The sequence below is a fragment of the Variovorax ureilyticus genome (assembly GCF_037889935.1).
Lineage (GTDB): Bacteria > Pseudomonadota > Gammaproteobacteria > Burkholderiales > Burkholderiaceae_C > Variovorax > Variovorax ureilyticus.
Genome location: NZ_JBBKZU010000010.1, coordinates 21,825 through 41,084 on the forward strand (window position 1 = coordinate 21,825; position 19,260 = coordinate 41,084).

The 19,260-nt window shown below is 67.4% G+C and carries 19 protein-coding genes; 4 read left to right on the top strand and 15 right to left on the bottom strand.

Annotated features, from left to right (window positions below):
• Positions 1 to 41: 41 nt before the first annotated feature.
• Positions 42 to 719 carry a RadC family protein gene (gene radC, locus WKW77_RS21670; RefSeq protein WP_340358951.1) on the top strand — a complete coding sequence of 226 codons (678 nt, stop codon included), beginning with the start codon at positions 42 to 44 and terminating at the stop codon, positions 717 to 719.
• 110 nt (positions 720 to 829) lie between these two features.
• Positions 830 to 1,486 (top strand): Smr/MutS family protein, encoded by a 657-nt coding sequence (locus tag WKW77_RS21675; RefSeq protein WP_340358952.1) that lies wholly within the window; start codon positions 830 to 832, stop codon positions 1,484 to 1,486.
• A 6-nt stretch (positions 1,487 to 1,492) separates the two neighbouring features.
• Here the strand turns inward: WKW77_RS21675 and WKW77_RS21680 are convergent, their stop codons facing one another.
• Both WKW77_RS21680 and WKW77_RS21685 read right to left on the bottom strand, forming a co-directional pair.
• A complete protein-coding gene (locus tag WKW77_RS21680) occupies positions 1,493 to 2,053 on the bottom strand; it encodes a GNAT family N-acetyltransferase (protein WP_340358953.1) in 561 nt (186 codons plus the stop codon).
• 251 nt (positions 2,054 to 2,304) lie between these two features.
• A complete protein-coding gene (locus WKW77_RS21685; RefSeq protein WP_340358954.1) occupies positions 2,305 to 2,718 on the bottom strand; it encodes a group II truncated hemoglobin in 414 nt (137 codons plus the stop codon).
• A 39-nt stretch (positions 2,719 to 2,757) separates the two neighbouring features.
• Between WKW77_RS21685 and WKW77_RS21690 the strand changes: the two genes are divergently transcribed.
• Positions 2,758 to 3,780, top strand: coding sequence for an isopenicillin N synthase family dioxygenase (locus tag WKW77_RS21690; RefSeq protein WP_340358955.1), 1,023 nt, complete (start codon positions 2,758 to 2,760; stop codon positions 3,778 to 3,780).
• A 110-nt stretch (positions 3,781 to 3,890) separates the two neighbouring features.
• The gene (locus tag WKW77_RS21695; RefSeq protein WP_340358956.1) at positions 3,891 to 5,141 is read left to right on the top strand and encodes a D-alanyl-D-alanine carboxypeptidase family protein; all 1,251 of its coding nucleotides are present in this window, start codon (positions 3,891 to 3,893) and stop codon (positions 5,139 to 5,141) included.
• A gap of 83 nt (positions 5,142 to 5,224) precedes the next feature.
• On the opposite strand, the gene WKW77_RS21700 is transcribed toward WKW77_RS21695, so the two are convergent.
• From WKW77_RS21700 to WKW77_RS21760, 13 genes are all read right to left on the bottom strand, one after another.
• A complete protein-coding gene (locus WKW77_RS21700) occupies positions 5,225 to 5,815 on the bottom strand; it encodes a GNAT family N-acetyltransferase (protein ID WP_340358957.1) in 591 nt (196 codons plus the stop codon).
• A 14-nt stretch (positions 5,816 to 5,829) separates the two neighbouring features.
• Complete coding sequence (locus WKW77_RS21705) at positions 5,830 to 8,346, bottom strand: ABC transporter permease (protein WP_340358958.1); 2,517 nt, start codon at positions 8,344 to 8,346, stop codon at positions 5,830 to 5,832.
• A gap of 75 nt (positions 8,347 to 8,421) precedes the next feature.
• On the bottom strand, positions 8,422 to 9,285 hold the full coding sequence (locus tag WKW77_RS21710; protein WP_340358959.1) for a formate dehydrogenase accessory sulfurtransferase FdhD: 864 nt from the start codon (positions 9,283 to 9,285) through the stop codon (positions 8,422 to 8,424).
• Positions 9,282 to 9,686, bottom strand: a complete 405-nt coding sequence (locus tag WKW77_RS21715) for a hypothetical protein (protein WP_340358960.1) — start codon at positions 9,684 to 9,686, stop codon at positions 9,282 to 9,284. Before WKW77_RS21715 ends, WKW77_RS21710 begins: the two co-directional genes overlap by 4 nt.
• Positions 9,683 to 10,894 (bottom strand): formate dehydrogenase subunit gamma, encoded by a 1,212-nt coding sequence (locus WKW77_RS21720; RefSeq protein WP_340358961.1) that lies wholly within the window; start codon positions 10,892 to 10,894, stop codon positions 9,683 to 9,685. Before WKW77_RS21720 ends, WKW77_RS21715 begins: the two co-directional genes overlap by 4 nt.
• Before the next feature lie 12 nt (positions 10,895 to 10,906).
• Positions 10,907 to 11,158: a hypothetical protein gene (locus tag WKW77_RS21725; protein ID WP_340358962.1), complete on the bottom strand. Its 252-nt coding sequence runs from the start codon at positions 11,156 to 11,158 to the stop codon at positions 10,907 to 10,909.
• Positions 11,155 to 11,775 (bottom strand): formate dehydrogenase FDH3 subunit beta, encoded by a 621-nt coding sequence (gene fdh3B / locus WKW77_RS21730; RefSeq protein ID WP_340358963.1) that lies wholly within the window; start codon positions 11,773 to 11,775, stop codon positions 11,155 to 11,157. Before fdh3B ends, WKW77_RS21725 begins: the two co-directional genes overlap by 4 nt.
• Before the next feature lie 99 nt (positions 11,776 to 11,874).
• Complete coding sequence (locus WKW77_RS21735; protein ID WP_340358964.1) at positions 11,875 to 14,862, bottom strand: formate dehydrogenase subunit alpha; 2,988 nt, start codon at positions 14,860 to 14,862, stop codon at positions 11,875 to 11,877.
• A gap of 17 nt (positions 14,863 to 14,879) precedes the next feature.
• On the bottom strand, positions 14,880 to 15,107 hold the full coding sequence (locus tag WKW77_RS21740; protein WP_340358965.1) for a formate dehydrogenase: 228 nt from the start codon (positions 15,105 to 15,107) through the stop codon (positions 14,880 to 14,882).
• Positions 15,108 to 15,226: 119 nt separating this feature from the next.
• Positions 15,227 to 15,844 (bottom strand): TorD/DmsD family molecular chaperone, encoded by a 618-nt coding sequence (locus WKW77_RS21745; protein ID WP_340358966.1) that lies wholly within the window; start codon positions 15,842 to 15,844, stop codon positions 15,227 to 15,229.
• The gene (locus WKW77_RS21750; RefSeq protein WP_422823250.1) at positions 15,841 to 17,919 is read right to left on the bottom strand and encodes a 4Fe-4S binding protein; all 2,079 of its coding nucleotides are present in this window, start codon (positions 17,917 to 17,919) and stop codon (positions 15,841 to 15,843) included. Before WKW77_RS21750 ends, WKW77_RS21745 begins: the two co-directional genes overlap by 4 nt.
• On the bottom strand, positions 17,879 to 18,550 hold the full coding sequence (locus tag WKW77_RS21755) for a DUF3306 domain-containing protein (protein WP_340358968.1): 672 nt from the start codon (positions 18,548 to 18,550) through the stop codon (positions 17,879 to 17,881). Before WKW77_RS21755 ends, WKW77_RS21750 begins: the two co-directional genes overlap by 41 nt.
• The gene (locus WKW77_RS21760; RefSeq protein WP_340358969.1) at positions 18,489 to 19,076 is read right to left on the bottom strand and encodes a DUF3305 domain-containing protein; all 588 of its coding nucleotides are present in this window, start codon (positions 19,074 to 19,076) and stop codon (positions 18,489 to 18,491) included. Before WKW77_RS21760 ends, WKW77_RS21755 begins: the two co-directional genes overlap by 62 nt.
• Positions 19,077 to 19,260 lie beyond the last annotated feature (184 nt).

The following is a 19,260-nucleotide window of genomic DNA, read 5'->3' on the forward strand; positions in this document are numbered from 1 at the left end:
AGGCGTATTTTAGGGAGAGGGGCCACGACCCCGTGCAAGCCATGTCATTCAAGGACCTGATCGAGGGATCGCGGCCGCGCGAAAAGCTCATGGAATTCGGCGCCGGCGCGCTGGCCGATGCGGAGCTGGTGGCGCTCTTGCTGCGCACCGGCATCCGCGGCAAGAACGTGCTGCAGCTCGCGCAGGAGCTCCTCGATGCGTTCGGCGGCATCTCCGGGCTGCTGCACGCGGGGCCGGGCGACCTCAAGCGCATCAAGGGCCTGGGCGGCACCGCCAAACGCGCGGAGCTTGCCGCCGTGCTCGAACTCGCCCGGCGCGCCATGGCCGAAGGCCTCAAGGAAAGCCCGATCTTCGACACGCCGGATGCCGTGAAGCAGTACCTGCAGCTTCATCTCTCGGCCAGGCCGCACGAGGTGTTCGCAGCGCTTTTCCTGGACGCTCGGCATCGCCTGATCGCGATGGAGGAGCTGTTCCGCGGCACGCTGACGCAGACCAGCGTCTACCCGCGCGAGGTGGTGGCCCGATCGCTGCACCACGGCGCCGCCGCAGTGGTGCTGGCCCACAACCACCCGAGCGGTTGCACCGAACCCTCGCGCGCCGACGAACTGCTGACCCAGACGCTCAGGAATGCGCTGGCCACCGTCGACGTGCGCGTCCTCGATCACATGGTCGTCGGCCGGGGCCACACGCTCTCGATGGCCGAACACGGGCTCATCTGAAGCGCCGCCATCGGCGATCCACGACAATGACCGTGGTCTTGCGAACGATTCGGCGATGCCGCCCGGTCGACGTGAGCATGACCGCTCGAGTCCTTTCCCGCATCGCACGCATGCCCCCCAAACCCCGAAACCTCAAGAGCCTCGCCGACCTCAAGGACGTGCAGCGCTCGCTCGCCCAACAGCGCGAACGCGAAGCCGCCGAGGCGATCGCCCGCGCGGCGGCCGAGAAGAAGCGCGCCGCCGAGCAGGACCTCTTCGCACGCGCCATCGGCGCCACCCAGCCTTTGCGGCGCAAGGCCGCGGTGCATCTGGCGCCCGAACCGCCGGCGCCGGTCCCGGTGCAGCAGCAGCTCGACGAACAGCGCGTGCTGCGCGAATCGCTCTCCGACGAGTTCGACGTCACCACGCTGCTCGACGCCGACGACGCGATGAGCTTCCGCCGACCCGGCGTCAACACCGACGTGACGCGCAAGCTGCGCGCCGGCGAGTGGACCATCCAGCGCCAGATCGACCTCCACGGCATGCGTACCGACGAGGCGCGCGAGGCCCTCGGCGCCTTCATCCGCGAGGCCTACAAGCAGGGCCTGCGCTGCGTGCGCGTGGTGCACGGCAAGGGCCTGGGCTCCCCGGGCCGCCAGCCGGTGCTCAAGGCCAAGGTGCAGCGCTGGCTGATCCAGAAGAACGAGACGCTGGCCTTCGTGCAGGCCAAGCCGGCCGAAGGCGGTGCCGGCGCGCTGGTGGTGCTGCTGGCGCCGTCGCGGCGCTGAACGCCGTCAGCGCATCGGCACCAACCGCGCCATCGCCACGGCATCCACGTAGCGGCCGTCGCGCAGGGCATACGCGCGATGCAGGCCTTCGTCGACAAAGCCGAAGCGCCGATAGAGTTCCTGCGCCCGCAGGTTGTCCACATAGACAGTCAACTCCAGCCTCGAAATCCCCAGCCATCGATCTGCGTAGTCGCACAACGACTTCATGAGGAGCGTGCCAGCGCCCCGGCCTTGCCAATCGGAACGCACCTGAATGCCGATGTACATCACGTGGCGCCGTCGCGGCGATGGACCGGTCGAATGCAGACCCGCCGCCCCAATCACCTCGCCGTGAGCCTCGACCACCAGAAGCAGGCCTTCCTGATTGGCGGCGCACATCTTGGTCAACCGCTCGCGCCAGAGATCAGTATCGCCATACGGCATCTGCAGCAGCTGCGGGTAGACCTCGGGGTCGGACATCATTTGAGCAAACGCCTCCGCATCCGTAGTTCGCGCTCTACGCACTTGCATCGCCGGGCGACCCGTCTCGCCGGGTTCCACTTGCCTGTTGATGTCGTGATCGCTCATCGAGATTCCTTCCTGATGGTTTGAACGGCCAGAAAAACACAAGGCCCGCGAATGCGGGCCTTGTGAAGCAGAAATCTGGATTGGAAAGCAGGCGACCCTAACCCGTACTTCCCAACAAGGCGACACCCACGGCATGCAGTCGCATGCCGGCGCGCATCGGAAGGATGGGTAGGAGCTTCGCGGTCATGGCGTTGGAGTATGGCGACCGCGCCCAGACCGGTCAAGACATCGAAGGTGCATGGGCGTGCGAGCTATCGGTTGCGCATCCAGTCCGCAGTCTGGAAGAACGAGCCGCGCAAGCGCTCGCGCAAGGCCTCCGGCACGCCGGTCTCGCCCATCGCCTGGTCCATGCAGGCAAGCCACTCGTCGCGCTCCTTGATGCCGATGGTGTGGCCGCCGATGCTCTGCGGCAGGTGGCGCGCCCGCAGCATCGGGTGGCCGAAGCGGTCGGTGTAGTGCTGCGGGCCGCCGAGCCATCCGCAGAGGAACCAGAAGAGCCGCTGGCGCGCGTTGTCCAGCGAGCTGCCGTGCACCGCGCGAAGGCGGGCGTAGGCGGGCTCCAGGTCCATCAGATCGTAGAAGCGCTCCACCAGCGCGTGGACTTTTTCCTCGCCGCCGATCCATTCGAAGGGCGTGTCGAAAGGCGGCTTTTCCTGAATTTGCATGGGCGACATTGTCCCAAGGACTTGCGGCACCATCGCGGGATGCGTGATTTACCCCTTTCCCCCGGCGATGGCGCCCTGCCGGTCATCGACGTGTCCGGACTCGCGGCCGGCGGCGAGGCCCGCGAGGACGTGGCGGCGGGGATCGGCGCCGCGTGCCGCGCCCACGGCTTCTTCTACGTCGTCGGCCATGGCGTGGATGCGGCGCTCGTACATCGGCTCGAAGAGCTGAGCCGCCGCTTCTTCGCACAGGACGAAGCGACCAAGATGCGCTGGCGGATGGCGCTCGGCGGCCGGGCGTGGCGCGGCTACTTCCCCCTGGCGGGCGAACTGACATCCGGCCGGCCGGACTGGAAGGAGGGCCTGTACCTCGGCACCGAACTGCCCGAGGACCACCCGCTGGTGCGCGCGCGCACGCCGGTGCACGGGCCCAACCTGTTCCCCGAGATCGAGGGGATGCGCGAAACCATCCTCGCCTACATGGATGCGGTCACGAAGCTCGGTCACAGGCTCATGGAGGGCATCGCGCTGAGCCTCGGCCTGCCGTCCGGTTACTTCGCGGAGCGCTACACCGCGGATCCGCTGATCCTCTTTCGAATCTTCAACTACCCCACGCAGGCGGTGCCGCAGGGCATGGACGTGCACTGGGGCGTCGGCGAGCACACCGACTACGGCCTGCTCACGATCCTGCACCAGGACGACGTCGGCGGCCTGCAGGTGCGCACGCCCGAAGGCTGGATCGAGGCGCCGCCTGTCGCAAACTCTTTCGTCTGCAACATCGGCGACATGCTGGACCGCATGACCGGCGGGCTCTACAAGTCGACGCCACACCGCGTGACGCGCAACACCTCGGGGCGCGATCGGCTTTCGTTCCCGCTGTTCTTCGATCCCAACTTCGAGGCCCGCGTGCAGCGCATCGAAGGACTGGCCGGCGCGCAGGCGCTCGACGACAGCGCCCTGCGCTGGGACCGTGCGAACGTACACGCCTTCAGCGGCAAGTACGGCGATTACCTGCTGGCAAAGGTGTCGAAAGTGTTTCCGCAGCTTCGGGACGAAGTGCTTTAGCACTGAACTCCCGCTCCAATCTTCGATCCTTCATGCGCGATCGAAGTCGGCGGTCGCATTCGATCCGCGACAATCGCGTCCTGCCTCTGCGTCCTGCTCCCTGAATTCCCATGCAATCCAAGACTCTCTCCATCCTTCCTCTCGCCTTCGCCATCGCCGCCGGCGCCCTGGTTCCCAATTCGGCGTCCTTCGCGGCCCCCCCTCACGCTGCCAAGCATGCCGCAGCCCCGAAGAAGCCCGCGGCGGCCGAGGCGCCTGCCCCGGCGGCGGCCCCTGGGCAAACCGCCGTGGCAGGCGGTGCGCCGGCGCTCGCCGCCAAGGCATGGCTGCTGATGGACTTCGACTCCGGCGAAGTGCTCGCCTCGTCCAACCCCGACGAACCGCTGCCGCCGGCGTCCCTGACCAAGATGATGACCAGCTTCCTGGTCGAACAGGCACTTCGCTCGGGCAAGCTCAAGAAGGACGATCTCGTCACGACCAGCCAGAATGCCTGGTGCCGCGGCTCGAGCACCGAGTCCTGCATGTACCTGCCGCTGAACAGCCAGGCCACGGTGATCGACATCCTGCGCGGCATCATCATCCAGTCGGGCAACGACGCGTCCAAGGCGATCGCCGAGCACATGGCCGGCTCCGAAGAGGGCTTCGCCAAGCTCATGAATGCCGAAGCCAAGCGGCTCGGGATGACGAACACGAACTTCGTCAACGCGACGGGCCTGCCCGACCCGGCGCACAAGGCGTCCGCGCGGGACCTCGCGATCCTGGCGCGCGCGATCATCCGCGACAGTTCCGACTACTACCCGATCTACGCGGAACGCGAGTTCAAGTACAACAACATCAAGCAGGGCAATCGCAACGCCCTGCTTTACACCGACCCGACGGTCGACGGCCTGAAGACCGGCCACACCCAAGAGGCCGGCTACTGCCTCGTCACGTCGTCCAAGCGCAACGGCATGCGCCTGATCACGGTGATCCTCAACACCAACAGCGCGCAGGCGCGTGCCGACCAGACGCGCCAGCTCCTCGGATGGGGCTACAGCAACTTCGAGAAGGCCACCCCGATCCAGCCGAACACGGTCGTCACGAACGCCAAGGTCAGCTTCGGCAAGGCCGACACCGTCGCCGCGGGCCTGGGGTCGCCTTGGACCCTGACCGTGCCGCGCGGCCAGCAGGTGCAGACCTCGGTGGAAGTCAAGCCCGACCTGCAGGCGCCAGTGGCCAAGGGCGCGGTGATCGGCAAGGTGGTCGCGACCTCGAACGGCAAGCCGGTCGGAGAAACGCCGCTCGTCGCGCAGGCCGATGTGGAACGCTCGGGCCTGATGCTGCGCGCTTGGCAGCACGTGGCCAAGTTGTTCGGCAAGTGAGCGATGGCGGCGCGCGGCGTGCGGTGATCCCGTGTGCCGCCGCGCCGTGCTCTCCGCGACGCGCTTCCCTCACGCAGGCATCCTCACGAGACACGCAGCTCGAACGGCCTTTCACGTTCCCCTGAAGCGAGCCACGCCTCCCGCCTCAGCCGATAGAGCACATGCAAGCGAAGCGGATGCCCCACAGCCATGCGCGGATGTTCGAAGGTCCCGTCCGCAGCCATCCCGAGGCGCTTCATGACCGCCTCCGAGGGCAGGTTCCGCGCCGCCGTGAACGACACGATCTCCGGAAGCCCGAGACGCTCGAAGCCCACTCTCAAGGCCCCGCGCGCGGCTTCGGTCGCATAGCCGCGCCCCCAGAACGCACGCGCCAGCCGCCAGCCGACCTCGACGCATGGCGAGCACGGCAGGTCAGCCCGCGGAACGCTCAGCCCGACGAAGCCGATGAAGGCGCCGCCCGCGCGCTCCTCCACCGCCCAGAGGTCCCATCCGCGTTCATCGAAGCCGGCCTCGATGCGATCGACCATGGCATCGCTTTCGGCGCGCGAGAGCGGCGCCTGGAAGAACGCCATCACGCGCGGATCGGCGTTCAGCGCCGCGAAGGGCTCGCGGTCGCCGCCCTGCCACCGGCGGGCACGCAGGCGTTCGGTCTCGAATTCGATGGACGCGACCATCGAAGCACGGCCCGCTATTCCGCCGCCTGCCGCAAGGTGGCAACCACCGGCCGGCGCAGCACTTCGCGCAACCCCCACCAGCCCGCGGCCAGCGCGAGCACCGCGCCCGACAGCGCGCCGGCAATCGGCACCAGGGGCGATGCGGTCCAGGTGAAATCGAACACGTAGCGCGCGAGCGCCCAGCCGATGACCGAGGCCACGATGCTCGCGAGGAAGCCGGCCATCAGCCCGACGCCCGCAAGCTCCGCGCGCTGCACCTGCCGCAGCAGGCTGCCGCGCGCACCGACCGCGCGCATCACCGCGAACTCGCGCGCACGCTCCTCGCGCGTGGCGGTGACCGAAGCGAACAGCACCACCAGCCCCGCCGCCAGCGTGAAGCCGAAGAGAAACTCCACCGCGCGGATCACCTGGTCCAGCACGCGCTGCACCTGCCCGATGGTCGCGCTCATGTCGACATTGGTGATGTTGGGATAGGTGCGCACGAGCGCGTTGTCAAAGCCCTTGACGTCCGGTGCGCGGAAGGCGCCCATGTAGGTCACGGGCACGTCGGTCAGCTCGGGCACGGTGTACATCACGAAGAAGTTCGCATGCATCGAACCCCAGTCCACCTTGCGCAGCGAGGTGATGCGCGCATCGTTCTGCAGCCCGCCGATGTCGAAGCGCAGCGTGTCGCCCAGCTTCAGGCCAAGCGTCTCGGCCAGGCCCTCCTCCACGCTGACTTCGCCTGCCGCACCCGGCGTCCATGTACCGGCGGTGACCATGTTGTGCGGCGGCGCCTCGGCGCTGTTGCTGAGGTTGAACTCGCGATCCACGAGCCGCTTCGCGCGATCGTCCGCGTAGTCGTCCGGCGAGACCGGACGGCCGTTGACTGACACCAGCCGGCCGCGAATCATCGGATACCAGTCGAACTTTCGAACGCCGGCATCGCGCAGCGTCTTCTGGAACACATCACTCTGTTCCGGCATCACGTTGATGACGAAGCGGTTCGGCGCATCGGGCGGCGTGGCCTTGCGCCAGCTCGACACGAGATCTGTGCGCAGCAGCACGAGCAGGATCAGGGCCAGCAGGCCGACCGCCAGCGCGCTGACCTGCACCACCGCATAGGCGGGCCGCGCCGAGATCTGCCGCGTGGCGAGCACCAGCCAGCGCGGCGCGGTCGTCTCGTTGACGCTGCGGCGAAGCACCAGCACCGCCAGCCAGCTCAGCAGCGCGAAGACCGCCACCGCACCCGCGAAGCCACCGACCGCGATCAACCCCAGCTTCAGGTCGCTGCTCGCCGCCACCAACAAGGCCGCAAAGCCGGCCACGCCGAGCGCGAGCACCGCGATCGACGCCGGCTTCAAATTGCCGACGTCGCGGCGGATGACGCGCAGCGGCGGCACGCGCGACAGCTGAAGCACCGGCGGCAGGCCGAAGGCGAAGAGCAGCGTGAGCCCGACGCCGAGCCCGAAGGCCACCGGCCAGAACGTGGGCGCGGGCAGCGAGTTCTCGACCAGTCCCGCCAGCAGCATCACGAAGGCGTAGTGCACGCCGAAGCCGATTGCGACACCGAGCACGCTGGCGATCACGCCGACGACGGCGAACTCGAAGGCATAGGCGCCGGCGATCGTCCGCTGGCTCTGCCCGAGCACGCGCAGCATCGCGCAATCGTCGAGATGCCGTGCCGCGAAGCCCCGCGCCGCCAGGGCCACCGCCACCGCCGACAGCAGCGCAGCGAGCAACGCGACGAGGTTCAGGAATTTCTCGGCGCGATCCAGCGTCTGGCGCATCTCGGGCCGGCCGCTCTCGAAGGATTCGAGTCGCGCACCGCGAACTTCGCCGCGCTTGAGCGTTGAGTCCGCCCAGTCGCTGAAGCGCTTCACCGCAGCCGGTTCACCCGCCACCGCGAAGCGATAGCTCACGCGGCTCGCCGGCTGCACGAGGCCCGTGCGCGGCACGTCGACCTGGTTGAGCATCACGCGTGGCGCGAAGCTCATGAACCCGGCGCCGCGATCGGGCTCCAGCGTGATCACGCGGGCGATGCGCAGGCCCGCATCGCCGAGCAGCAGCGTGTCGCCGACCTGCAGGCCGAGCGCTTCGAGGAGCGATCCGTCGACCCAGGTGTCGCCTGGCGCCGGAATGTCCCGCGTCGACTGCCCCGGCGAGGTGGTGTCGCCGCTCACGAGCAGGCTGCCGCGCAAGGGATAGCCGGCGGTGACCGCCTTGAGGGCCACCAGCTTGGTCGCGCCGCCCTGCGCATCGCTCGCGCGTGCCATCGTCGGGAAGCCGTAGTTCGTGGTGGTCTGCAGCCCCAGCGCACGCGCGCGGTCGATGAAGGCGGCGGGGGTCGGGTTGTCGCTGGCGAGCACCGCGTCGCCGCCGAGCAACTGCCGCGCATCACGCTGGAGCCCGCCCTTGAGACGGTCGGCGAAGAACCCGACGGCGGTCAGCGCCGCGACCGCGAGCAGCACGGCCACGATGAGCAGCCGGAGTTCGCCCGCGCGCAGATCGCGCCATAGCGTGCGCCAGCCAAGGCGAAGGGAAGCATTCATGGAGGGTGACGATAGCCGAGCGGCCAACGCCCGCCAAACTGAAGGATTTAGGGCCTGCTCACAGCCCCTCGTCGCTCAGGCAGCCGCCGGCTGGCGCGAACCCGCCAGCTCGGGCTGGAGCACCAGCCGCCCGGCGCCGGCGAAGCAGAGGAAACGCCGGTTTGTCGCGCGGCCGATGGCGCACAGGCCCACGCGGGTCGCCACATCGTGGCCCATCTGGGTGATGCCGCTGCGCGAAACCACGATCGCGACACCCATCTGCGCCGACTTGATGATCATCTCGCTGGTCAGCCGGCCCGTCGTGTAGAACACCCGCGCGCCGCCCAATTCCTGTGCGGGCTGCATGGCGATCCAGCCCGCGATGGTGTCGATCGCGTTGTGGCGGCCGACGTCCTCGATGAAGCAGCGCATGCGCACCGCCTCGCCGCCTTCTTCGAGCGTGAAGAGCGCGCAGCCGTGCACCGATCCCGCCGACTTGTAAGTGCTCTCCTGGACGCGGATGGTGTTGACGAGCGCATAGAGCTGGGCCTGCGTCATGCGTGTGTCCGGCAGGCGCAGCCGCTCGATGCCGGCCATCAGTTCGCCGAAGACGCTGCCCTGTCCGCAGCCGGTGGTGACGACCTTCCTGGCGGTGCGCTCCTCGATGCGGTCGATGCCGGCATGCGTGCGCACCGCCGCGCCTCCGACCTCCCAGTCGACAGTGATCGATTCGACGTCCGCCGCCAATTCGATGAGCCGCTGGTTCAGCAGGTAGCCCAGCACGAGCAGCTCGGGCTCGGCGCCGAGCGTCATCAGCGTGACGAGCTCGCGCTGGTCGACGTAGACCGTAAGGTCCCGCTCGGCGGGAATGGACACGATGCCGCGGTCGCCGTGCTCATCGACGATTTCGACCTCGCGCGTGAGCGGCGCCCGGGCCTTCGTCAGGCGCGGGAGATTCACTGCTTGGATGCGGGATTCTGCTCGGCCGACGTCTGGTTGGAGCTCGGCGGCGACGCCGCGGTCGCGGCCGGCGAATGCGCGCCGGAGGCCTCGATCGGCTTGGGCTCCTCGGGCGGCGCGAAGGCGAACGGACCCGGGTCGCTGCAAGGCGGTGTCGGGGTCGCCGTGGGCACCGGCTTGCCGGAGGCCACGAGGCCATCGCGCACATGGGCCGCGACCCGCTCCTGCGCCTGGCAGAGCTGGTAGGTGTCGAGCTTGGCCTGCCAGGCCGCCTTTTGCGTCGTCTCGGCTGCCTTGAGCTTGGCTTCGGGCGTCGAGGGCGGCGCTGGCAACTTGGCGAACGCGGCCGGCGCGGCCACCACGCCGGCGATCAAGCCGCAGAGGATCAACGACTTCTTCATGAGGGACTTCCTTCGACGCGGGCACTGCCGACCGGCGCATGGGCCGCAGCCCGGGCCTCGGCGCTGCGCCGTGCCGGGATCTTGCCATCGGCGACGTCGTCGTACCAGAGCGCGTGATGTTCCCTGGCCCAGGTTTCGTCGACGTAGCCTTCGCGCATGGCCGTGTAGGCACCACGCATGCCCAGCGTGCCGATGTAGATGTGGCCCATGATCAGCGCGATCATGAGCAGCGTGGCCGTCGCATGGATCATGTGGGCGATCTGCATCTCGCCGCGCGTATAGACGAAGCCCGGCAGGAGCTTGTCGAGGAACAACCCGGACGCGATCACGAAGCTGCCGAGCAGGAGCACGCCGCCCCAGAACACGACCTTCTCGCCGGCGTTGAAGCGGTGCGACGGAGGTTCGGTGCCCCCTAACAGCCCGCCGCCCTGGCGAACCCATTTCATGTCGCCCTTTTGCGGCAGGTTGTCGCGGAAGAAGGTGACGATCATGAAGAGCGTGGTCAAGACGAACAGCGGACCGACGAAGTTGTGGATCGTCTTGAGCGCGTAGGTCACCCAGCCGAACAGCGCACCGCCGATGACCGGCAGCAGGAAGAACTTGCCGAACGCCATCACGAGGCCGGAGATCGCGAGCACGATGAAGGCGATCGCGTTCGACCAGTGGGTCGCGCGCTCGAACGGTGTGAAGCGCTCGATCTTGTGGCCGGTTTCCCTTTCATGCAGGCCGATCGGCCCGCGCGTGAAGTAATAGATCGTCAAGGCCAGCAGGGTCACGAAGAGCAACGCGGCGCCGTAGGGAATGATCAGGTTGTTGCGCGTCTGCCGCCAGGCCTCGCCGGCGTTCGTGTAGTGCGAGCCGGGGTACTTCACGAAGCGCTGGATCAGGTTGCCGGCCTCCGGCGCCTGCTCGACCGGCAGGCTGCTGAACCCGGTGACGCCGCCGCTCACCTGCCGCCACATCGGCGCGTTGTTGCCGGGCTGCACGCGCTGGCGCTCGCCGTTGGTCTGTTCTAGGTAGCCGGGGTCCTGGCTCGCGTCGGGCTTGACCTCGAAGATGTTCTGGCTGCGGATGCCGCTGTCCGCCTGGGCCGGCACGGCGGGCGCCGCTGCAGGCGCGGCTGCCGTGGCCGGCGCCTGCGTCTGCGCGCCGGCCAGGCCGCAGCCCAGAGCCGCGACAACGACCAGCGCGTTAAGCACGTGTCTCATACGGCCTCCGCTTCAGTTGATCCGCGTGTATTCGTTCTGGCTGAACTGCATGCGCGCCTTGAGATGCTGTTCCCAGGAGTTCCGGTCGCCGGGCTGCCAGCCGCTGGCGGTGAAGGCGGTGCCGGTATTGGGCTGCGTACCGGTGCCGGTCCACGGCGGGGCATCCAGCCGCACGCCGTGCTCATTGGTCTGCGGCTTCTCGCTGCAGGCGCCGAGCAGCAGCGCGGCGGCGATGACAACAACGGCGGAGAGTGCGCGCTTCACTTGCTGCCTCCATTCGTCTGCGTTCCGGCCTGGCGCGAACCGTAGGCCGTGCCCCAGCCCCAGACCTCGGCGCCCTTGCCGCGCTGGACAACGCGTGTGCGGAAGATGTCCGCCACCACGTCGCCGTCGCCCGCGAGCAGTGCCTTGGTCGAGCACATTTCGGCGCAGGCGGGAAGCTTGCCTTCCGCAAGGCGATTGCGCCCGTACTTCTCGAACTCGGCCTGCGAGCCGTTGGCTTCGGGGCCGCCGGCGCAGAAGGTGCACTTGTCCATCTTGCCGCGCGCACCGAAGGTGCCCTGCGACGGGAACTGCGGTGCGCCGAACGGGCATGCGTAAGAGCAGTAGCCGCAGCCAATGCACACATCCTTGTCGTGCAGCACCACGCCTTCCTCTGTGCGATAGAAGCACTGCACCGGGCACACCGCCATGCACGGCGCGTCGGAACAATGCATGCAGGCGACGGAGATCGAGCGCTCGCCCGGCACGCCGTCATTCAGCGTGACGACGCGGCGGCGGTTCACGCCCCACGGCACTTCGTTCTCGTTCTTGCACGCGGTGACGCAGCCGTTGCATTCGATGCAGCGCTCGGAGTCGCAGATGAATTTCATTCTTGCCATGTCATGCCTCCTGCCGAGCCGCCTCAAAGGAGGCACGCGCCCCCTCGGGGGGCAGCGAATACATGAAATGATGAGAGTGGGGGTTCATGTTCTTCTCCTTCACGCTCTCTCGACGTTGCAGATCGTCGTTTTTGTCTCTTGCATCATGGTCACGCTGTCGTAGCCATAGGTGGTCGAGGTGTTGATCGCTTCGCCGCGCACGATCGGGTGCGCACCTTCGGGGTAATAGGCCAGCATGTCGGCGCCCTGCCAGTGCCCCGAGAAGTGGAAGGGCAGGAACACCGTATCGGGCCCGACACGCTCCGTCACCAGCGCCTGCACGTTGAGGCGCGCGCCGGTCGGGGTCATGACCCAGGCGCGCTCGCCGTTGCGGATGCCCTTCTCGGCCGCGACCTTCGGGTTGATCTCGATGAACATCTGCTGCTGCAGCTCGGCGAGCCACGGGTTGGAGCGCGTTTCCTCGCCGCCGCCCTCGTACTCGACCAGGCGGCCGGAGGTCATGATGTAGGGGAACTTCTCAGAGATCTTGTCGGCGATGTTGCGCTGCTGGACGGTCTTGTAGAGCGTCGGCATGCGCCAGAAGGCCATTTTGTCGTCGTGCGTCGGGTACTTCGCCGCCAGGTCCGGCCGAGTGCCGTAGAGCGGCTCACGGTGCTGTGGGATCGAGTCCGGGAAGTTCCACACCGTCGCGCGCGCCTTGGCGTTGCCGAAGGGATGGCAGCCGTGGTTCTTCATGAACACGCGGATCATGCCGCCCGAGGGGTCGGTCTTCCAGTTCTTGCCGTCGGCCTTCTTCTTCTCGTCATCGGTGAGTTCGTCCCACCAGCCGAGCCGCTTGAGCAGGAGGTGATCGAGTTCGGGGTAGCCGGTGGTGATGGCTGCGCCCAGCGAGTGCGAACCATCCTCGGCGAGCAGGTTCTTGCCGTTGCGCTCCACGCCGAAGTTCGCGCGGAAGTTGCCGCCGCCATCCATCACGTGCTTGGAGGTGTCGTAGAGGTTCGTCGACCCGGGATGCTTGAGCGCCGGTGTGCCATAGCAGGGCCACGGCAGGCCGAAGTAGTCCCCCGCGATGTCGTAGCCGTTGACCTTGTCCTTGACGGAGCCCTTGGCCTTGAGCGTGACCACGTCGAAGGCCGCCATGTTGCGCATGTGCGCCTGCAGGCGCTCGGGGCTCTGGCCGGTGTAGCCGATGGCCCAGCAGTTCGTGTTGATCTCGCGCAGGATGTCGTCGGGCACGGGCTCGTCCATGCCCTTGACCTTCTGCATCTTGTAGTTCTTGCTCAGTTCCTTGCCGAAGCCGAGGCGGTCGGCGAACTGCTGCATGATCATGTGGTCGCTGCGGCTTTCCCACAGCGGCTCGATGACCTTCTCGCGCCACTGGAGCGAACGGTTCGACGCCGTGCAGGACCCGCTGGTCTCGAACTGGGTGCAGGCCGGCAGCAGGTAGACCGCGCGATTGGGGTTGAGGTCTTCCGCCTTGCCGGGCATGGCCGCCATGGCGGCCGTCGCGGACGGATACGGGTCGATCACGACGAGCAGGTCGAGCTTGTCCATGGCCCGCTTCATTTCGAGACCGCGCGTCTGCGAGTTCGGTGCGTGGCCCCAGTAGACGACGCCGCGCAGGTTCGAGTCCTGGTCGATCAGCTCGTTCTTCTCGAGCACGCCGTCGATCCAGCGCGAGACCGTGATGCCGGGCTTGCTCATCATCGCGGGCGAGGCGTAGCGACTCTTGATCCACTCGTAGTCCACGCCCCAGCTCGCCGCGAAGTGCTTCCACGAGCCTTCGGTAAGGCCGTAGTAGCCGGGTAGCGAATCAGGGTTCGGACCCACGTCGGTGGCGCCCTGCACGTTGTCGTGGCCGCGGAAGATGTTGGTGCCGCCGCCCGAGGTGCCCACGTTGCCGAGCGCGAGCTGCAGGATGCATGACGCACGCACGATCGCGTTGCCGATCGAGTGCTGGGTCTGCCCCATGCACCAGACGACGGTGCCGGGCCGGTTCTCGTTGAGCCAGGTCGCGACCTTGAGAACCTGTGCTTCCTTCACGCCGCAGGCTTCCTCGACCTTGTCGGGTGTCCACTTGGCGAGCACTTCCGCGCGAACCTCGTCCATGCCGAAGACGCGGTCGTTGATGTATTTCTTGTCTTCCCAGCCGTTCTTGAAGATGTGATGCAGGATGCCGAAGAGGAACGGAATGTCGGAGCCCGAGCGGATGCGCACGTACTCGTCGGCCTTGGCCGCCGTGCGGGTGAAGCGCGGATCGACCACGATCATCTTGCAGCCGCGCTCCTTGGCATGGAGCATGTGCAGCATGCTGACCGGATGCGCCTCGGCCGCGTTGGAACCGATGTACATCGCGACCTTCGCGTTGCGCATGTCGTTGTACGAATTGGTCATGGCGCCGTAGCCCCATGTGTTCGCAACGCCGGCAACGGTCGTGGAGTGGCAGATCCGCGCCTGGTGGTCGCAGTTGTTGCTGCCGAAGAAGCTCACGAACTTGCGCAGCAGGTACGACTGCTCGTTGCTGTGCTTGCTGGAGCCGATCCAGTAGATCGAGTCCGGACCGCTGGCCTTGCTGAGTTCCTTGAGCTTGGCGGTGATCTCGTCGAGCGCGGTGTCCCAGCTGATGCGCTGGTACTTGCCGTTCACCAGCTTCATCGGGTAGCGCAGGCGGTATTCGCCGTGGCCGTGCTCGCGAAGCGCGGCGCCCTTGGCGCAATGCGCGCCGAGGTTGATCGGCGAATCGAACACCGGCTCCTGGCGCACCCACACGCCGTTTTCGACCACGGCATCGGAGGCGCAGCCGACCGAGCAGTGCGAGCACACCGTGCGGCGGACTTCGACCTTGCCCGCGCCGATCGCGGTGGGCCGGCCATCGGCCGCATCGGCCTTGCGGATCAGCGCGAGCTGGCCCGCCGCGAGGCCGACGCCGACGCCCAGTCCGGAGCGCCGCAGGAAGGCGCGCCGGTCCATGGTCGGCAGCGCGTTGGATAGACCGCGCCGGAGGCTGTGCACGAACGGCGACGCGGAATTCGAGGGAGATGCGGCGCCGTCACGCGAGGCGCTGCCTGCTTTCTTGGTCAATAGCATGGGGTTCACCTCCGTTTTCAGGCGGACGCGGTCTTGTAGTAGCGCTTGACGTGCTCGCTCAGCGAGTAGCCGCCGCCCTTTTCGGGAGCGGGCTTGGGCTCGGGTGCGGCGGCAGAGGCATCGGGTGCCTGAACGACCTTGGGCAGCGCCGTGACGGCCGCTGCGGCTGCGCCGACCGTGGCGGCACCGAAAAAGAATCCCCGACGGGATGCCGGCTTGGTGCCGGAGGCTTGGCTGTCCTGCATGACGAACTCCAGGAGTGGCTGACGCACCAGTCAGATATGAAACCAGTTACATAAGTTCGGATAGTAGTCGAGACCCTAATGGGGGTCGTCCGGAGATTCCCCCGAGATTTCACCCGCTCTCAGTCGAGCATGTCGAACCCCTGCGCCTCGACCTCGCCGAAGGCGCGCGTCAGCGCCGCCAGTGCGGCGTAGAAACGGGCCTTCGGGTGGCGCGAGACGGCGTCGCACATGGCCGGCAGCCATGATTGGATATGCGCCCCGAAGAACGCCTGCTGGCGGGTCAGGTTGGCCACTTCGACATCCTCGCCCGCGATCAGATAGCGCATGACTTCGAAGAGGAACGCGACGTGATCCTCGGTTTCGGGGACGGCCTCTTCGCGGGCAAGACCGAGCTGGTCCAGCTCGCCCCGCAGCTTGGCCAGCGGCTTGTCGTTGAGGAAACCGCTCTGATAGTGCGAGCCGAAGAGAAAGACCTCCGGCTTGCCGATGCCGCCGAAGAGCGCGTCGTACTCGTCGCCGAGCGCGCCAACGTCCATTTCACGCCCGACGCCGACGAGGTGCCGCCATGGTTCCTCCAGAAAGGCGCCTGCGACGGGCGCTTCGGTCGGTGCGACGCGGAAGGCTTCGTGCAGCGCCGCATCCGGCGCGGCATACCAGAGCCGCGCGAGCAAGCCGTAGAGTTCCGCGCGCGCAATTTCTTCGTCGAGGGCCGAAGTCATCGGAAAGGTCTGGCTCATTGCTGTGTGATCTTCGTTTCGTCCTGCGCGCTGTAGAGGTCGACGACCCGGCAGTCGCTGCACATCTTGAGGCGCTCCAGCGCGTCGCCCTGGAACATCGCGTGGCCGGCCAGCTTGAGGAGCATCGCCTCGATGGCCTTCTGCGTGCCGAAGGGTTTCGCGCAGCGGATGCAAGCCCACGGCCTGGCTTCGTTGAGCACCGCCGGCTGCCTGCGTTCGGGCGAGGCCAGGAGGCGCGGCACGAGATCGATCGCGTCTTCGGGGCAGGTGGTCTCGCACAGGCCGCACTGGACGCAGTTCTTCTCGATGAACTGCAGCTGCGGCGAATCCCGGTTGTCCTGCAGCGCGCTTGCCGGGCAGGCGCTGACGCAGGCCAGGCAGAGGGTGCATTTGTCCTTGTCCACCGCGATGGCGCCGAAGGGTGCTCCTGCGGGCAGTGGGATCGCCAGTGGCGCATCGGCCGGCGTCTTCGACGCGGGGGATTCGTCCATCAGGTGATCGAGCGCCAGCTCGAGCGTGCTGCGCTTTTCCGCGCCGACCGCGAAGCGCGCGGCCCTCGCCGGCACGACTTGCCGCGTCTCGCGCAGGTTCGCGAGCGCCTTGTCGAGCGCACCCGAAGTTGCCGCCTCGATGAGCCTGAAATGCGTGCCCGTGTAGCCGAGGCCGTGCAGAAGCGCCTGCGCGATGTCTGCCTGCTTCTTCAGCGCCTCGACATACTGCGGCGCTTCCTCGCCGGTCAGCAGCACGCACACCTGCTGCGCACCGAAGGCCACGGCACTCAGCCACAGGTCGATGCCGGTGCTCGCCGCATGGAAGAGCGCGACAGGGATCACGTTCGCCGGAACGCCCTGTGCCTTGCCGAGCTGCGCTTGCCGGCCGAGCTGTTCGACCAGGGCGCGACCGCCCTCCTCGCTGTGCAGGAGAAGCGCCGCATCGCGTCCGCCGGCATCCGCGTAGGTCGACAGCAGCGTGCGCAGCTTGCGACCCTGGTCCGGCGTGCGCGGATAGGTGTAGCCGAGCGCACCGGTCGGGCACACGGTCGTGCAGGCGCCGCAGCCGACGCAGAGGTTCGGATTCACGACGATGCGCTGGCGCTCCTTGTCGCTGCTCACCGCGTGGGCCGAGCACACCTCGATGCAGGCATTGCACCCGACCACTTCGTTGCGGCTGTGCGCGCAGAGCTTCTGCTTGTAGTCGAAGAACTTCGGCTTTTCGAATTCGCCGACCAGGTCGCGCAGGTGCAGCAGGGTCTGCGCCCCCTTCGGATTCGACAGGCCACCCGGCAGATGGAAGTACCCCTGCGGCGGCGCATGCCAGTCGATGAGCGGCGTGGCGCCGAGGTCAAGCACAAGGTCGAAGGCGCCGCCCTGCGACTCCGGCGTCCGGTCGAACCGGATCGCCCCGGCCACGGTGCAGGCGCGCTCGCAATCGCGGTGCGAGGTGCATTTCGCGGCGTCGATCTGGTAGTCGAGCCCTATGGCCTGCTCGGGGCAGGCGCTCACGCATGCGTTGCAGCGCGTGCACAGGTCGAGGTCGATCGGGTTGTCGCGCGTCCACTGGAGCTTGAATGCGCCGAGCCATCCGGTCAGCGCATCGATGCGACCGGCGACAACCGGCCAGCGCCGCTCCTGCTCGCCGCCGGCGATGCCGGGTCCGCGCGAGAAGATGGTGACGGCTAGCGCGTCGGCGACCAGCGCGGCGGCCTGCTCGGCTTCATCGAGCGGCCCGACGATCAGCACCCGGCCCTGGCTGGCGTAGCCCACGGTGGACACCGGCTCGGGCTCGGGCAAGCCGGCAGCCGCGAGCAGCGCGGCGATCTTCGGCATGGCGCTTTTCGCGTCGCGGCTCCAGCCCCCGGTCTCGCGGATGTTGACGAAGCGGATCGGGGAGGTCGCCCCGGGAGTCTGCTGCGCGAGTTCTCCGAAGAGCCTTTTCTCTTGCGTGCACGCCACCACGACGTCGTCGCCGGACTGGATCGCCCGCTGGAAGGAAGGCGCCTCGCGGCGGCAGAGCGCCGAGTGCAATGGAAGTGATTCAGTCAGCGCTGCCCCGAGCGTCTTCGGCTCGAGGGGCATCGTCTGGTTGCAGTCGCAGATCAGCGTCGTGGTCATCAGTCTTTTGGCTGGCCGGTTGCGCATCGGCAACCGGCGGGCTGGGAAGATCCCCGGAATGCTCGGACTTTGCCACGGCGTCCAAGCCACCACCCTTGGGAGTTTCTTCAGGGTGCGCGGGGTCTTCATCGAAGAGCTTCAGGAACTTCGCGCTGGCCATCTGCCGCAGCGCGCCCGCAGGCAGCGGCGATGGCTTGGAGTAGTCGTCGATGTAGGTGTCCAGGCCGTCCATCACGTTGAAATGAGGATCGGAGAAGAGCTTCCTGAAGGCGGCATTGCGCACTTCCGGGGCTACGTTCTGCGCGACGAAGGGCCGGAAGTCCGAATCGATCTGCAGCGCCTTCACGTCGTCCAGGGTGAGCGGCTGCGTTTCGACCGCGTCGGCGGGCGGCTGGCCGGCGATGGTTTCCGGCTCGATCGTCGGCAATGCCGCCGGCCGATCCGGCAGCGTCTCCTGCGGCTCTTGGGGTTCGTCCGGGACCTGGCCGGCGCGCACCTGCTGCTTGCGGCGCGACCAGCGGTCGAAGAAGCCTTCAGACATCGCCGGCTCCCCGGCCGCGCGGCTTTTCGGTGGAAACGCTGGCGGCGTTGCCAAAGCGATCGGTCAGCGGGCGGAAGCTCTCGGGCCGCTTGCGGCGCTTGGGTTCGACCACGTAGTGCGCATCGACGAACTGGCGCAGCCACGTCACCACTTCCGTGGGCGCCGGCACCTGTTCTACGGTTTCCTGCGCGTCGAGCCAGCGCCCGGCCTCGTAGTAGCTGAGCGTCACGACCACCGGCCGCGGAATCGGCTCGGCGGCGACGGTGGCTTCCTCTTCCATGCGCCAGAGCACGAACCAGCAGGGGGCCGGAGAGGAGACGTTCAGGTGATAGCCCTCGGCCTCGTCGCGGAACAGTTCGACCTTGAATCCCGGGTGCAACCAGCGCTGCTCCTCGTCGTCCTGGTGAAGGAGGCGCGGTTCCCGGCCGAAGCCGGGTTCGTCGGGCACGACTTCGGCCAGCGTCCAGCGCCAGGGCTGCCAGTGGCTTGACGGCCCGTGCAGGCGCTCGCGCCGCATCACGACCGCGACGTCGAGCGGCGAGGCATCGCCCGCAGGGGTTTGGATTTCGGATTGCGCCATGCGGCGGACGATAGCCGATGCGCCAGAGACACAGGCCGTCGCGGGCATCGGTGGAGTCGGAGGTAACAAGTAGTACCGTATGTAGTACTTTTGTGACAAAATCATCACCGAACAAGAAACCTAAGTTCTCATTTTTCTGAAACCGCAACGTTTTGCGTTTCAATAGAACCATTCACAGAAAGTA

Excerpts from the sequence above, each read along its gene's own strand:
- radC (WP_340358951.1), top strand. The coding sequence starts at position 42 with ATGTCATTCAAGGACCTGATCGAGGGATCGCGGCCGCGCGAAAAGCTC.
- WKW77_RS21675 (WP_340358952.1), top strand. The coding sequence starts at position 830 with ATGCCCCCCAAACCCCGAAACCTCAAGAGCCTCGCCGACCTCAAGGAC.
- WKW77_RS21680 (WP_340358953.1), bottom strand. The coding sequence starts at position 2,053 with ATGAGCGATCACGACATCAACAGGCAAGTGGAACCCGGCGAGACGGGT.
- WKW77_RS21685 (WP_340358954.1), bottom strand. The coding sequence starts at position 2,718 with ATGCAAATTCAGGAAAAGCCGCCTTTCGACACGCCCTTCGAATGGATC.
- WKW77_RS21690 (WP_340358955.1), top strand. The coding sequence starts at position 2,758 with ATGCGTGATTTACCCCTTTCCCCCGGCGATGGCGCCCTGCCGGTCATC.
- WKW77_RS21695 (WP_340358956.1), top strand. The coding sequence starts at position 3,891 with ATGCAATCCAAGACTCTCTCCATCCTTCCTCTCGCCTTCGCCATCGCC.
- WKW77_RS21700 (WP_340358957.1), bottom strand. The coding sequence starts at position 5,815 with ATGGTCGCGTCCATCGAATTCGAGACCGAACGCCTGCGTGCCCGCCGG.
- WKW77_RS21705 (WP_340358958.1), bottom strand. The coding sequence starts at position 8,346 with ATGAATGCTTCCCTTCGCCTTGGCTGGCGCACGCTATGGCGCGATCTG.
- WKW77_RS21715 (WP_340358960.1), bottom strand. The coding sequence starts at position 9,686 with ATGAAGAAGTCGTTGATCCTCTGCGGCTTGATCGCCGGCGTGGTGGCC.
- WKW77_RS21720 (WP_340358961.1), bottom strand. The coding sequence starts at position 10,894 with ATGAGACACGTGCTTAACGCGCTGGTCGTTGTCGCGGCTCTGGGCTGC.
- fdh3B (WP_340358963.1), bottom strand. The coding sequence starts at position 11,775 with ATGGCAAGAATGAAATTCATCTGCGACTCCGAGCGCTGCATCGAATGC.
- WKW77_RS21735 (WP_340358964.1), bottom strand. The coding sequence starts at position 14,862 with ATGCTATTGACCAAGAAAGCAGGCAGCGCCTCGCGTGACGGCGCCGCA.
- WKW77_RS21740 (WP_340358965.1), bottom strand. The coding sequence starts at position 15,107 with ATGCAGGACAGCCAAGCCTCCGGCACCAAGCCGGCATCCCGTCGGGGA.
- WKW77_RS21745 (WP_340358966.1), bottom strand. The coding sequence starts at position 15,844 with ATGAGCCAGACCTTTCCGATGACTTCGGCCCTCGACGAAGAAATTGCG.
- WKW77_RS21750 (WP_422823250.1), bottom strand. The coding sequence starts at position 17,919 with ATGCCCCTCGAGCCGAAGACGCTCGGGGCAGCGCTGACTGAATCACTT.
- WKW77_RS21760 (WP_340358969.1), bottom strand. The coding sequence starts at position 19,076 with ATGGCGCAATCCGAAATCCAAACCCCTGCGGGCGATGCCTCGCCGCTC.